This window comes from Donghicola sp., from assembly GCF_025210255.1.
GTDB classification, from domain to species: domain Bacteria; phylum Pseudomonadota; class Alphaproteobacteria; order Rhodobacterales; family Rhodobacteraceae; genus Donghicola; species Donghicola eburneus.
Genome location: NZ_JAOARZ010000042.1, coordinates 85,667 through 98,999 on the forward strand (window position 1 = coordinate 85,667; position 13,333 = coordinate 98,999).

General features: G+C 61.6%; 14 protein-coding genes. 10 read left to right on the plus strand and 4 right to left on the minus strand.

Going from position 1 to position 13,333, the window contains the following annotated elements; translation table 11 throughout:
- Window positions 1–81: 81 nt before the first annotated feature.
- Window positions 82–915, minus strand: coding sequence for an EAL domain-containing protein (locus N4A58_RS18840; RefSeq protein WP_293712648.1), 834 nt, complete (start codon window positions 913–915; stop codon window positions 82–84).
- A gap of 143 nt (window positions 916–1,058) precedes the next feature.
- Between N4A58_RS18840 and N4A58_RS18845 the strand changes: the two genes are divergently transcribed.
- The gene (locus tag N4A58_RS18845; RefSeq protein WP_293712650.1) at window positions 1,059–1,610 is read left to right on the plus strand and encodes a DNA-3-methyladenine glycosylase I; all 552 of its coding nucleotides are present in this window, start codon (window positions 1,059–1,061) and stop codon (window positions 1,608–1,610) included.
- On the opposite strand, the gene N4A58_RS18850 is transcribed toward N4A58_RS18845, so the two are convergent.
- Window positions 1,607–2,173: a TlpA disulfide reductase family protein gene (locus N4A58_RS18850; protein ID WP_293712651.1), complete on the minus strand. Its 567-nt coding sequence runs from the start codon at window positions 2,171–2,173 to the stop codon at window positions 1,607–1,609. The genes N4A58_RS18845 and N4A58_RS18850 overlap by 4 nt on opposite strands.
- 21 nt (window positions 2,174–2,194) lie before the next feature.
- On the opposite strand from N4A58_RS18850, the gene argH reads away from it, so the two are divergent.
- From argH to N4A58_RS18880, 6 genes are all read left to right on the plus strand, one after another.
- Window positions 2,195–3,586, plus strand: coding sequence for an argininosuccinate lyase (gene argH, locus N4A58_RS18855; protein ID WP_293712653.1), 1,392 nt, complete (start codon window positions 2,195–2,197; stop codon window positions 3,584–3,586).
- A complete protein-coding gene (locus N4A58_RS18860; RefSeq protein WP_072707896.1) occupies window positions 3,583–3,723 on the plus strand; it encodes an argininosuccinate lyase in 141 nt (46 codons plus the stop codon). Before argH ends, N4A58_RS18860 begins: the two co-directional genes overlap by 4 nt.
- Window positions 3,720–4,037 (plus strand): DUF2834 domain-containing protein, encoded by a 318-nt coding sequence (locus N4A58_RS18865; protein ID WP_072707894.1) that lies wholly within the window; start codon window positions 3,720–3,722, stop codon window positions 4,035–4,037. Before N4A58_RS18860 ends, N4A58_RS18865 begins: the two co-directional genes overlap by 4 nt.
- 188 nt (window positions 4,038–4,225) lie before the next feature.
- Window positions 4,226–4,912 carry a YafY family protein gene (locus N4A58_RS18870; protein ID WP_293712655.1) on the plus strand — a complete coding sequence of 229 codons (687 nt, stop codon included), beginning with the start codon at window positions 4,226–4,228 and terminating at the stop codon, window positions 4,910–4,912.
- A gap of 84 nt (window positions 4,913–4,996) precedes the next feature.
- Window positions 4,997–6,262 (plus strand): diaminopimelate decarboxylase, encoded by a 1,266-nt coding sequence (gene lysA / locus N4A58_RS18875; protein ID WP_293712657.1) that lies wholly within the window; start codon window positions 4,997–4,999, stop codon window positions 6,260–6,262.
- A gap of 39 nt (window positions 6,263–6,301) precedes the next feature.
- Window positions 6,302–8,833, plus strand: a complete 2,532-nt coding sequence (locus N4A58_RS18880; protein WP_293712659.1) for a TIGR02302 family protein — start codon at window positions 6,302–6,304, stop codon at window positions 8,831–8,833.
- A 4-nt stretch (window positions 8,834–8,837) separates the two neighbouring features.
- Here N4A58_RS18880 and N4A58_RS18885 read toward each other — a convergent pair whose 3' ends face one another.
- Entirely contained in the window at window positions 8,838–9,800 is a 963-nt protein-coding gene (locus N4A58_RS18885; RefSeq protein WP_293712661.1) for a zinc-ribbon domain-containing protein, read from the minus strand.
- A gap of 161 nt (window positions 9,801–9,961) precedes the next feature.
- On the opposite strand from N4A58_RS18885, the gene N4A58_RS18890 reads away from it, so the two are divergent.
- Genes N4A58_RS18890 through N4A58_RS18900 form a run of 3 tightly spaced genes read left to right on the plus strand, consistent with a single transcriptional unit; the run spans window position 9,962 to window position 12,273 of the window.
- A complete protein-coding gene (locus N4A58_RS18890; protein WP_072707884.1) occupies window positions 9,962–10,636 on the plus strand; it encodes a cell division ATP-binding protein FtsE in 675 nt (224 codons plus the stop codon).
- On the plus strand, window positions 10,633–11,535 hold the full coding sequence (locus N4A58_RS18895; protein WP_293712664.1) for a cell division protein FtsX: 903 nt from the start codon (window positions 10,633–10,635) through the stop codon (window positions 11,533–11,535). Before N4A58_RS18890 ends, N4A58_RS18895 begins: the two co-directional genes overlap by 4 nt.
- Window positions 11,536–12,273 carry a 1-acyl-sn-glycerol-3-phosphate acyltransferase gene (locus tag N4A58_RS18900; RefSeq protein ID WP_293712666.1) on the plus strand — a complete coding sequence of 246 codons (738 nt, stop codon included), beginning with the start codon at window positions 11,536–11,538 and terminating at the stop codon, window positions 12,271–12,273.
- Window positions 12,274–12,454: 181 nt separating this feature from the next.
- Here N4A58_RS18900 and N4A58_RS18905 read toward each other — a convergent pair whose 3' ends face one another.
- Entirely contained in the window at window positions 12,455–13,330 is an 876-nt protein-coding gene (locus tag N4A58_RS18905) for a helix-turn-helix domain-containing GNAT family N-acetyltransferase (RefSeq protein WP_072707877.1), read from the minus strand.
- Between the last annotated feature and the right edge of the window lie 3 nt (window positions 13,331–13,333).

Consider the following 13,333-nt stretch of genomic DNA (forward strand, 5'->3'; position numbering starts at 1 on the left):
CGGCCTCATCCTCCCTCCACCGACGGTGTATTGGTAGCAGGATTCTGCGGTGCCACAACAGTTCGTTCGTCGCTGTTAGCGCTAGGCAAGTCGTTTCCGAGTCCGACTTTGGTGCCACGCGGGTCTCAAACTGGGAGCGCCAAAGAAATAACCTTGGAGACAATCGACCCCGAGGGCGCGCAAACAGTCCGCTTGCTCTTTGGTTTCAACATGTTCTGCGATGGTGAACATCTCGAAGTGCTGACCGATGGACATGAGCGCACGGACGATTGCCTGATTATCAGGCGATGTGTCGATGCCGCGGATCAGGCTGCCGTCGATCTTGAGAATGTCGAAGGCGAAGTCCTTGAAATAGCGGATGGCGGTGCGGCCTGCGCCGAAATCGTCCAAGGCAAAAGCGACGCCCTTGAGCTGAATATCGTCCATTATATCAAGCACCTGCTCTGGGCGGGTCATCACGGATTCCTCGGTAATCTCGAGGATGAGCCGCTCGCCCACAGTGCCGTCGCGCGCCAGTCCGTGATGCAGAACTTTGTGCCATTTGGGGTCGTGCAGCGATTTGGCTGACAGGTTGATCGACAGACGCAATTGGGGGTTGCGGCACAGCTCTAGCAGGCCGAATTCCAAAGCGATACGATCTATGATGCGACCCATGTCCGTTGCCTCTGCCACGGGCATAAAGTCGCGTGCTGGAATGACCCGTCCGGTCTCATCCAGAACGCGGATCAGCCCCTCGTAAAAGGCGATCCGTCTGGGATCATCGGTGACAACCACGGGCTGATAGGCCAGCATCACCTCTTTGTGCCGCAGGGCACGCTCGACCATCGCAAGGATATCCGAATCGCGCGAGCGCACGGCTGTTTCTAGGGGGTTCAGCCCCTTTGACCGTTTCCGGCCCTTATGTTTTTCAAACATTCCAATACTCCCACCACGAAGGCAGGCTGGGCGATTCTGTTTTAACGACGTGTAAACGGGCAAATGCGCTGAAAATTGGAGATTGGTTTCGACGCGTGTTCATGGTTTGTTTGCATTCAGGCCGCTAGTCAGGAGTCGCGATAATGGTCACACGATGTGGATGGGTCACGGAGAATGCGCTGTACCAAGAGTATCACGACACCGAATGGGGCGTGCCCGAGCGGGACGGGCGAAAGCTGTTTGAATGCCTGTGTCTGGAGGGGTTTCAGGCGGGGCTGAACTGGCTGACGATCCTGAAAAAGCGCGAGGGGTTTCGCGCGGCCTTTGCGGGCTTTGATCCTTACGTGATCGCCAAGTGGGGCGAAGAGGATGTGCTGCGGCTGCTGGGCGATGCGGGGATTGTCCGGCACAGGGGCAAGATCGAGGCGACGATTGGCAACGCCCGCGCATGGATTGCCGTCGAACGGGAAGAGGGGTTTTCTGAGTTTGTCTGGTCGTTTGTCGGCGGCGTTCCGATGACGCCGCAGCCGGCGACTTTGGCCGATGTGCCGGCCCAGACCGAGGTTTCGGTCAAGCTGTCAAAAGCCCTAAAGAAAAAGGGCTTTCGCTTTGTCGGGCCGACCACGGTCTATGCATTCATGCAGGCTGTCGGCATGGTCGACGACCACGAGGCGGCCTGCGACTGGGCGCATTAACTAGCCGGTTCGTCGATCAGGGTTTGCAGGATGTCTTTGGCGCTGTCGCTGGACCAATCCGCGTCCCCCATGAGACGCGCGATCTCCTGACCGTCGCGGTTCAGAATGATCGTGACCGGCAGGCCAAGGACACCCATATCGCGGGCGATAGCTTGGCGGTGGTCCATGTAGTGGGGCAGGTTCTCGACCCCGATTTCGCCAAAGAATTTGGCGATGCCTTCGGGCGAATTGCGGCCAGTGGCCAGTGTGACAACCTGAAATTCGTCGCCGCCAAGCTGGGTTTGCAGGTCCGACAGCATGGGCATCTCTTTGCGGCAGGGCGCACACCATGTGGCCCAGAAGTTCACCAGAACGATCTGGTCGTCAAAGTCGGTCAGACGCATGGCGCCGTCGGGACCGCTGAATTCCAGATCGGAGACGCTTTTGGGCTCTGCGTGAAAAGACAGCTTTTTCATGTCGCCATGTCGCAGCGCCTCTAACGTGGCGGTGTCAGCGGCAAGTGCAGGGCCATTTGCAACCAGACACATGGCAGTATAGAGCAACAGGGACTTTACAAGGCGCATCAAGACCTCCGGGGGCACGACATGTCAGACTCTTCCTCGAACGCAATGTGGGGCGGCCGCTTTGCCGCTGGACCGGACGCGATCATGGAGGCAATTAATGCCTCGATCGGGTTCGACAAGCGGTTGGCCGCACAGGACATCGCGGGCTCTCGGGCCCATGCGGCCATGCTGGCTGCACAAGGCATCCTGAGGGATAGCGATGCAGAGGCCATTCGTGAAGGCCTGCTCACGGTGTTGTCAGAGATCGAAAGCGGATCTTTCGAGTTTTCGACTGCCCTTGAGGATATCCACATGAACGTGGAATCACGGCTCAAGGAGATCGTGGGCGAACCCGCAGGTCGTCTGCACACCGCGCGATCGCGCAACGATCAGGTGGCGACCGATTTCCGTCTGTGGGTGCGTGACCAGATTGACGCCGCGATTGGCGGGGTCGAGGCGCTGATCCGTGCGCTGCTGGTGCAGGCCGAGGCGGGCGCGGACTGGGTGATGCCCGGCTTCACGCACCTGCAGACCGCGCAGCCGGTGACGTGGGGCCACCATATGATGGCCTATGTTGAGATGTTCAGCCGCGACCTGAGCCGTTTCAAGGATGCGCGCGCGCGCATGAACGAAAGCCCCTTGGGTGCTGCGGCGCTGGCAGGCACCTCGTTCCCGATTGACCGTCATATGACCGCCGAGGCGCTGGGCTTTGATCGCCCGATGGCGAACTCGCTCGATGCAGTGTCGGCGCGTGACTTTGCGCTGGAGTTCCTGAGCAACGCGAGCATCTGCGCGATGCACCTGAGCCGCTTTGCCGAAGAGCTGGTGATCTGGTCCTCGGCCCAGTTCCGGTTTGTGACCCTGTCGGATCGTTTCTCGACCGGCTCGTCGATCATGCCGCAGAAAAAGAACCCTGACGCGGCCGAGCTGATCCGCGCCAAGATCGGCCGGATTTTCGGCGCCAACGTTGCGCTGATGATGGTGATGAAGGGTCTGCCGCTGGCCTACTCCAAGGACATGCAGGAAGACAAAGAGCAGGTCTTTGACGCTGCCGACAACCTGATGCTGGCGCTGGCCGCGATGGAAGGCATGGTCAAGGACATGAGCGCGAACCGTCCGCAATTGGCCGCGGCGGCGGGCAGCGGATTCTCGACCGCGACCGATCTGGCCGACTGGCTGGTGCGCGTGCTGGATATGCCGTTCCGCGATGCCCACCACGTGACCGGTTCGCTGGTGGCGCTGGCCGAGTCGAAGAATTGCGATCTGCCTGACCTGACGCTGGACGACATGAAATCGGTTCACGACGCGATCACGGACGAAGTTTTCGGTGTGCTCGGGGTGGACAACTCGGTTGCGTCGCGCATGTCCTATGGGGGCACCGCGCCGGAACAGGTCCGCGCGCAGGTGGCGCGTTGGAAAGAGGTTCTGGGATGACACGGATTTTTGCCCTTGGGCTGGTGGCTTTGCTGGCCGCGTGCGGCGCGGATGGCGAGCCTGAGCGTCCGGAAAAGGGTGAACCTGCGTTTGGCGTGACACTGTCCGGAACCGCAGAGATGGGGATTTCGGGATGACACCGCTGCGCGTGATCTATCTGGCTTTGGCGCTGTGGGGGGCTGTGCACCCCATGGCCTATTTCCTGACCTGGTTCTGGCAGAACGGGTTTGCGATGGGGCCGATGATTGACGCGTGGCATGCGAACGCGGCCTCGAGCGGGCTGGTTTGGGATCTGACGATTGCGGCGATTGCGCTGACCGTCTGGATTCTGGCCGAGGTTTGGGTCCGGCGGAATTGGATTTCGCTGATCGCGATTCCGGCGACGTTCTGCATCGGGGTCAGCTGCGGGTTGCCGCTGTACCTCTATTTCCGGAGCCGGCCGATCGACTGAGCCGTCCGATTTTTTGGGTATTTATGCCAAGATGAAGGAGCGGGCGCGCATCGGCGGCCCGCTTTTTCGCGTTTGGGGGTATCTGCTGGGATCGTCGGCCTGCCGGATGGGCAGGGGGTGGCCGTCGAATGGCGGAATGTTCGATTAGGCTTGGGCGTGGCACTCTTGGGCGCAAGAGGAACACCATCATGATGCAGAAAGACCGTCTGGTCCGGACCATGAAAGTTTTACAGGCCCAGAGCCATCCTGTCGGCATTGAGGCGCTGGCAGAGGCTGTTGGCGTGCCTGCGAACATCGTGTCCGAGGATTTGCGGGTGCTGATGCGCCGGAATTTTCCGGTCGAGGGTGATGCTGAACACGGGTTTCAATTGGTGCGAGAGCGTGCGGCGCATGGCTTGCATCTGACCGAAGACGAGTTAGAGGCCGCGCTGATGGGGGCGGCTTGGGCTGTGGACAACGGGGACGCTTCGGTCGCTGCCGCGGCACGGTCCCTGCTTGTGAAGCTGAGCCAGCAGATGCCAGCGGAGTTGCGTCCGGTGATCATGGACGGCGGGAAAGCTCCGGCAAAGCTGCCCGTCTTTGACAGCGCGGTGTTGCGGCAGGCCCTGCGGGGGCGCAACATTGTCCGCATGAAATACCGCGACAACAAGGGCAAGGTGACGTCGCGGATGATCTGGCCGTTGGTCATGGCCCATGCCGAAGAGGTGCGGGTTCTGGTCGCTTGGTGCGAGTTGCGCGACGGCTTTCGCCATTTTGCCATTTCGCAGATTGAGGCGATTGACGTGCTGGACGCCCGCTACCCGATCCGGCGGGAAAAGCTGATGGCTGATTGGCGCGCCTATCAGGAAAAGACCGGAAATAAAGCAAATATCTAGGCGCTTTTGCGCGGCTGTGATTGCTTCGTCCGGCGGCTGTGCCTAAAAGGCGGCGCAATGAAACGCCGCAAAGGAGGCTGGCCCATGGATCATTTCCTGTACCGCGATGGCGCACTTTTTGCCGAGGACGTGCCGGTTTCCGAAATCGTCGCGGCGGTTGGCTCGCCTGTTTATATTTACTCGACTGCGACACTGGAGCGTCACTTCAAGTTGTTCGATGAGGCTCTGGCCGGCATAGATCATCTGGTGTGCTACGCGATGAAAGCCGCCAGCAATCAGGCGATCCTGAAGACGTTGGCGGCGCTGGGCGCGGGCATGGATGTGGTCTCTGGCGGGGAATATGCGCGGGCCAAGGCGGCGGGCGTGCCCGGCGACCGGATCGTGTTTTCCGGCGTGGGCAAGACCGAAGAGGAAATCCGCGCGGCGCTGACCGGTGGCATTCGCCAGTTCAACGTGGAATCAGAGCCCGAGATGCGGGCGATTGACCGTGTGGCGCAGTCTTTGGGCGTTGTGGCGCCGATCACCGTGCGGGTGAATCCGGATGTAGATGCCAAGACCCACGAGAAGATTGCGACCGGCAAGTCAGAGAACAAGTTTGGCATCCCGATCGCCAAGGCGCGAGAGGTCTATGCCGAGGCTGCAGCGATGAAGGGCCTGAAGGTTATTGGCATCGACGTGCATATCGGCAGCCAGTTGACCGATTTGGAACCCTTCCGTCTGGCGTACCGCAAGGTGGCGGAACTGACCGAGACGCTGCGCGCGGATGGGCACGAGATTTCGCGTCTGGATCTGGGCGGCGGTCTGGGGATCCCCTACGAGCGCGGCAATTCCGCGCCGCCGCTGCCCGTGGAATACGGCAGCATGATCAAGGAAGAATTGGGCCATCTGGGCTGCGAGATCGAGATCGAGCCCGGTCGTCTGATCGCGGGAAATGCGGGCATTCTGGCCAGCCAGATCATCTATCTGAAAGAGGGCGAAGGCCGCGAGTTTATGATCATTGATGCGGCGATGAACGATCTGATCCGTCCGGCGATGTACAGCGCGCACCACGATATCGTGCCAGTGCAAGAGGCCGAGCCGGGCGCAGAGCAGCAGCCCTATGACATCGTGGGGCCGGTGTGCGAATCGGGCGACACCTTTGCCAAGGGGCGCATGATGCCGAAACTGGCCGAGGGGGATCTGGTCGCCTTCCGCAGTGCGGGGGCTTATGGCGCTGTGATGTCGAGTGAATACAACACGCGGCCCCTGATCCCCGAGGTTCTGGTGAAGGATGATCAATTCGCTGTCATCCGTCCGCGGCCAAGCTTTGACGAAATCATAAACCGCGATACCATCCCTGAGTGGCTCTGAGGCAATGTCGCCCGGAGCAAGCTATTCCGGGCGAGGTGCATGGCAGCGCAAGAACAGCTTCCGAAATCCATTCGTAAACCGCTGGCACTGACGTGGGCGGGCCTGTGGGCAGAGCGTGTGACGCATGCCTTTTGGCCTGTCTGGTCGGTGCTGTTTGTGTTTGCGGGACTGATGATGTTCGGCCTGTTCGGGCCGCTTCCGTTTTGGGGGCTGGCGCTTACGGTTGGTCTGTTCGGTCTGGCGGTGGCTGTCTATTTGGTGCGGGGGCTGCGGTCATTCCATGTGCCGTCGCGCGAGGATGCGCTGCGTCGGCTGGATGCGACTTTGCCGGGCCGCCCGATCGCAGCGCTGCGGGACCGTCCCGCTGTTGGCAACGGGGACCCCGCATCCGAGGCGCTGTGGCGGGCCCATTTGGCGCGCATGGCAGAGCGGGTTCAGGCGGCAAAAGCCGTGGGCCCTGCGCTGAGCCAGACCAAGCGTGATCCCTATGCTCTGCGCTATGTGGCGATTGTAGCTGTGGCGATGGGCCTTTTGTTCGGGTCGTTTGGCCAGATGGGCGCGTTGTCTGATGGCGCGGGCAGCGGGGCCGCCCAAGCGGCGGGGCCGTCATGGGAAGGATGGGTCGAGCCGCCTGCGCATACCCGTCAGCCTGCGCTGTATTTGAATGATTTGGCCGCTGGGCCTCTGGACCTGATGCAGGGGAGCCGGATCACCGTCCGCCTGTATGGGGGTGACGGGCTGTCGGTCGAAGAGACGATCAGCGGCGCACCGCCCGAGCAATTGATGACCGCCGCCGATGCGCTTGTGCGGACCAGAGAGGTCATGGTGCAGCAGAGCGGGACGCTTGAGATCACCGGCGATGGCGGTCGGCTCTGGACCATTGCGCTGCGGCCCGATGCGGCGCCCACGGTGTCGCAAAATGGCGAGGTCGAGGTGACGCCCGAGGGCGAGATGAGCCTGCCGTTCTATGCCGAAGATGACTACGGGATTGTCGGGGGCAGTGCAGAGGTACGGCTTGATCTGGCCTCTGTGGACCGGCGCTATGGGCTGGAGGTCGCGCCAGAGCCGCGCGAGGCGGTGCGGCTTGATCTGCCACTGAGCTATTCTGGTAGCCGTCAGGCGTTTTCCGAATTTCTGCGTGAGGATTTTTCCAAGCATCCGTGGGCGAATTTACCCGTGCACGTGGTGCTAGAGGTCGAGGATGCCGTGGGGCAGACCGGCCATTCCGATGTGCTGGCCTTTAGCTTGCCGGGGCGGCGGTTCTTTGATCCGATGGCGCGGGCCGTGATTGAGGCGCGGCGCGACCTCTTGTGGAACCGCGAGAATACGGGCCGGATTACGCAGTTGATGCGCGCTGTGACCTATCGCCCGCAGGACGTTTTCCGCAATATGGAGCGGTACGAGACATTGCAGGGCATTATGGTGCGGCTGGAGACGGCTGGGCCCGAGATGGACAGTGCGGCACGGGATGCCTTTGCCGAAGAGCTTTGGGCCTATGCGCTGGAGCTCGAGGATGGTGATCTGGAGGATGCGCGCGAGCGGATGCGCGAGGCGCAGGAACGTCTGACGGAGGCGATGCGCAACGGCGCGAGCCCCGAAGAGATCGAGCGTCTGATGCAGGAGCTGCGCGAAGCGACACGCGAGTTCATGCAGGAATTGGCCGAGCGCAACGGCGAGCAGATGGACAACGATGCGCAGAGCAACTCTGAGAACACCATGGAGCTGACGCAGAACGATCTGCAGGAAATGATGGACCGCATCCAAGAGCTGATGAACGAAGGCCGCATGGCCGAGGCGCAGCAATTGCTGGATCAGTTGATGCAGATGATGGAAAACATGACCGTCCAACAAGGGCAGGGCGGTCAGGGCCAGCAAGCCATGGACGATCTGGGCAACACCCTGCGCGAACAGCAAGAGCTGTCGGATGATGCCTTTGACCAGTTGAACCAAGGTCAGCAGGGTCAGCAAGGTCAAGAAGGCCAGCAGCAGGGACAGGGTCAACAAGGCCAGCAAGGCGAAGGCCAACAGGGAGATCAGGCCCAGAACGGTCAGGGGCAGGGCCCAGGGCTTGCCGATCAGTTGGCGCAGCGCCAGCGGTCCCTGCGCAATGAGCTAGAGCGCCAGCGGCGCAACCTGCCCGGCGCGGGCACCGAAGAGGGCGAAGCTGCGCGCCGGAGCCTTGAAGATGCGGGGCGGTCTATGGATCAGGCCGAAGATGCCCTGCGCGACAATGATTTGGGCGAGGCGATTGACCGTCAGGCCGATGCGATCGAGAGCATGCGCGAAGGGCTGCGAAGCCTGAACGACGCGCTCGAAGGTGAACAGCAGGGCCAGCAGCAGGCCGGTGGTCAGCAAGGTCAGGGCCGTCCGTCCGGCGAGGGCCGCGAGGATCCCTTGGGCCGCCGCGAAGGCAATGGCGCTCCGATGGGCACCGAAGATGAGCTGCTGCAAGGCGAGGATGTATACCGCCGCGCCGAAGAGCTGACCGACGAAATCCGTCGCCGCTCTGCCGAAACAGAGCGCCCCGAAGAAGAGCGGGATTACCTGAACAGATTGCTCGACCGGTTCTAAGGGTTTAGCCTTCGGACTGGTTTTCCGAGCTGAAGCTGTCGAGCCAGCCTGCGACGCCGCGGGCCTTGGTGTCGAGCCAGTTGCGAGCGCCGTCCACGGCCTCGACATAGGTGCGCAAGACGGGGGCGGTTGCAGGCATGGACGCCGAGAGTGCACCCGCTTTGACATAGAACATCGCCAGCAGCAGCGCGAAAATCAGCGTCAGGAAAAAGCCCGAGCGGAAGCCGCGTTGGCGGACTTCTTCGGGGTCTTCCATCAATTCACCGGGGGTGCGGACAGACCGGACCTTGGGCGCCTCGCGGGTGCGGAGGGTCGAGTTGATATCCTCGACATCTGGCAAAAGGTCACGGCGCGACCGGTGGGCGGTGTCCTGTTCAACGTCCGTCTCAGGCGTCTCTTCGCTGTCGGTTTCGGCCTCGGAGGCCTCTTGGGCCTCTTTCTCGCGCAGGGAGGGGATGTCGGCAGGGATGATGCGTTTGCGAACGGGCTGGTCGAGCCCAAGCTCGGGCTGGCTTTCCAGCGCCTCCCCGTCGTCTTTGGCGCGGCGGTCGGCTTCGTACTGGGCTTCTTGGCGCAGGACTTCGCGCACCATCGGGTCCAACTCGCGGCGCATGGGCATGGCGGTGGGTGCAGGCGCGCCCTCTTCGTCTTCGAATTCGTCGTCGGGCTCGGTCGGACGCTCGGATTCGGCCTCTTCTTCGGCGGCCAGACGATCCAGCATCTCTTCGGGCGAAATTTCGTCGTCCGCGGATGCCTCGGGTTCTGTCACCTGTTCTTGCGGCTCAAAGAACTCTTCTTGCGGCTCTTCTACGGGCGCGGGCGCCTCTTCGGCGGGGTCAGCTGGCGTTGCGGGCCCCTGAAACCACGTATGCGCGCAATTCGAGCATTGCACGTCCCGCCCGTCCTCCGGAATCACGTTATCCGGAACTTCGTAAATCGCGCCGCAATTCGGACAGGTTAGCCGCATCAAGCCCCCGTTTCGACGACAAAGGCGTCATAGGTGAGTTATCATTTCCAGTCCGTTGTAATCCTTGTTGAAACGAAGGCAAAGTCAATGTTTGCCGTGCATTGCAACACTGTGTGGCTTACGGCAAAAGCATATGAGGCAGATAAAGCGAGGGGCACACGGTGATCGAGCTGGACAACATGGCTTACAGCTATGGCGGTGGAGAGCTGCTGAGCGGGGTCTCGTTGCACTTGCAGCCTGGCGCATTCCACTTTTTGACGGGGCCTTCGGGGGCGGGGAAAACTACTTTCCTGCGCTTGTGTTACGGGGATCTGACAGCGACCGCAGGGGCCGTTCGGCTGTTCGGTCAGGATGTGCGCGACCTGAGCCGCGATGATCTGGCAGTCATGCGTCGGCGGATCGGGGTGGTGCATCAGGATTGCCAGTTTCTGGACCATCTGCCGCTGCACGAAAATATCGCACTTCCGCTGACGGTGTCGGGCCAAGCCAGCTTTGACGACTCGAATTTGCGTGAATTGATCCAATGGGTTGGCTTGTCCCATCGGGCGCGGGCCTTGCCCCCCGAGCTGTCTGGCGGCGAGCGGCAGAGGGCCGCTTTGGCGCGGGCGATCATCATGTCGCCGGATGTGATCCTTGCCGATGAGCCGACGGGCAACGTGGATTGGGAAATGTCGCAACGCCTGCTGACCCTGCTGATCGAATTGAATCGTCTGGGCAAAACTGTGCTCATCGCGACCCATGATCTGGCGCTGATCCGCGCGGCCAAGTCGCAAGTCCAAGCGCGTGTGTTGCGTATCGCGAACCGCAAGCTGCAATTCGCGGGGGCTGATCTATGAGCCCCTTCCGCTGGATTTTGTCGATTCTTCAGGCCGACACGCAGGCTGATCGCGTGGTGCCGCCCACAGGCCATACGGTTCGCCTGACCCTGTTCAGCGCGGCGGCCATGGCGTTTTTGGCAGTATTCGCGATGGCGCTGTCCATGGCGACAGGCCGTTTGGCTGTCCGCTGGGGCGACGAATTGGCGCGGTCCTCGACCATCCGGATTTCTGCGCCAGCGGCCCAAATGGACGCACAGACCGAAGCAGCCCTGCGTGTTTTGTCCACAACGCCGGGCATCAAAAGAGCCCGTGCCCTGACAGACGAAGAGCAACAAGAGCTGCTGGCCCCTTGGTTTGGGAATGGCGTGTCCTTGGCCGCCTTGCCCGTGCCGCAGTTGATCGAAGTGGTCGAAGAGGGCGATGGCTATGATCCCAATGGCTTACGTCTACGCCTGCAGGCAGAGGTGCCGGGCGCGACGCTGGATGACCACTCCCAGTGGCGCAAGCCCCTGATCCGCGCTGCGATCAGCTTGCGGCGACTTGGGACGCTGTCGCTGCTGCTCATTGGTGGAACAATGGCCGCGATGATCACGCTGGCGGCGACCGCCGCACTGGCGGCCAACGCGCAAGTCATTCGTGTGCTGCGTTTGGTGGGGGCGACTGACGTGTATATCGCCGGTGCCTTTGTCCGGCGCTTTACCCTGCGGGCGCTGGCTGGCGGGGTGATCGGAACCTTGGCGGGGATGGTGGCGATTTTGCTGCTGCCCGGTGCTCAGACCGAGGGGGGATTTCTAACCGGCCTTGGATTTCAGGGCTGGCAATGGGTCCTGCCGCTGGTTATCCCGCCTCTGGGGGCCGTCGTGGCCTATTTCGCGACCCGTGCGGCCGCGATGCGGACGTTGAGAGGACTGCGATAAATGGCAAAGGCGTTTCGCTGGGTCAGATCCCTTCTGTTCATTATCCAGATGTACCTGATGATGCCCGTCCTTGGGCTGCTCTATCTGCCATGGGCGCTGTTTGATCGGCGAGGGGCGTATGCGGCGATCCATGCCTATTGCAAATGGGTCCGCTGGACGGCGGGCTGGATGGTCGGTTTGAAAACCGAAATTCGCGGCCCAGTGCCGGTGGACGAGGTGATCATCGCGTCCAAGCACCAGAGCTTTCTCGACATTATCATGATCGCCAGCGTGATCCCGCGCCCAAAGTACATCATGAAGGCGAGCCTGCGGTTCACCCCTGTTCTGGGCTGGTATGCCAGCCGGATCGGGTGCGTTCCGGTCGAGCGGGGCAGGCGGGCCGAAGCGATGCGCAAGATGATCCAAGAGGTCAAGCATGGCGACGCCCCTGCAGGCCAGTTGGTCATTTACCCCCAAGGCACGCGGGTCGCTCCGGGTGTAGATGCGCCCTATAAGGTTGGGGCGGGGGTACTCTACCGCGAGACGGGGCAGCCTTGTGTGCCCGCAGCCACCAACGTGGGCGTGTTCTGGCCGCGTCATGGCATCTACCGCAAGCCGGGTTTGGCTGTGGTCGAATTTCTAGACCCGATCCCGCCGGGGGCGAGTGTGGATAGCATGATGAAAGTGCTTAAAGAGTCGGTCGAAACCCGTTCTGATGCCCTGATGGCCGAGGCTGGTTTCCGGAAAACCGACTCCTGAAAAATTCTCTAACTTTTTTGCAGGTGCAGCGACGGAAGGGTTTGGACCTTGCGTTTAACTCCATGTCTACCGCGTTTTGACCCTTCGCAGTAGTCGCACCGCTCACAAGCTTGCTTGTGGAACGACTAGCCGGATGAGCCTGATCCTCGCTCATCCGGCTTTTTTTGTGTGGCGGGGCGCGTCAGAGGGTCTTTTCGAAAAAGAAGTCGGGGTAGGGATCGTCGTTGAAGCGATCAATCTCGGTCCAGCCGGTGGTTTGGTAGAGCCGGATCGCTTCGGGCAGGGCGCTATTGGTGTCGAGCCGCAGGGTTTGGATCCCCAGCGCTTTGGCCCGCGTTTCCGCGGCGGTCATCAGGCGTTTGGCCATCCCAAGCCCACGTGCCGACGGCGCAATCCACAGGCGCTTGATTTCGGCGATGGGAGCCCCCGATCCTTTGACGCCGACACACCCGATCGGCATGCCGTCCGAAAGCGCAACCAAGAAGGCGCCGCGTGGCGGGATCATGTCGGTCGCCTGCGGATCACAGCTCAGGTTGACGTCAAAACCTGTGCGCAGGCGGCGTCCGAGTTCGGCGTAATATTCATTCAAGCAGAACAGCGATTGAGGGTCACGCGGGTCGCGTTCCTCGATCACGGTCCGGTCCTGGCCGAGGGCGCTGGCGATCAAATCCATCGCAGCGAGCAACGCTTCGGGGTGCGGGTGACGGTCCAGAAGGTTAGCGGCGCGGGTATTGCTGATCTCTTCGTAGGCGGTGAATTCGGCCTTTCCTGCTAGGGTGAGCGCGGCAATGCGCGCGCGGGCGTCAGTGGGGCTTGGGGATAGGGTGATCAGGTCTTCGCCCTCAAGCTGGCGCAAGAGGCGGCTGAGGAGCCCTGAGTCGAGGTTCAGGTAGGTGCGCAGGTCTGCCACGTCGGCATGCCCGTGGCCGATGGCATTCAGGACGCGGGCTGCACCAAGAGATCGACCGCGCCCGAGGAAGGATTCATCAAGCGCACCCACCTCTGTCGTGACGGAGCGGGCAAAGCGGCGGAAGCGGGAGATCGGATCGTGGGTCATTTG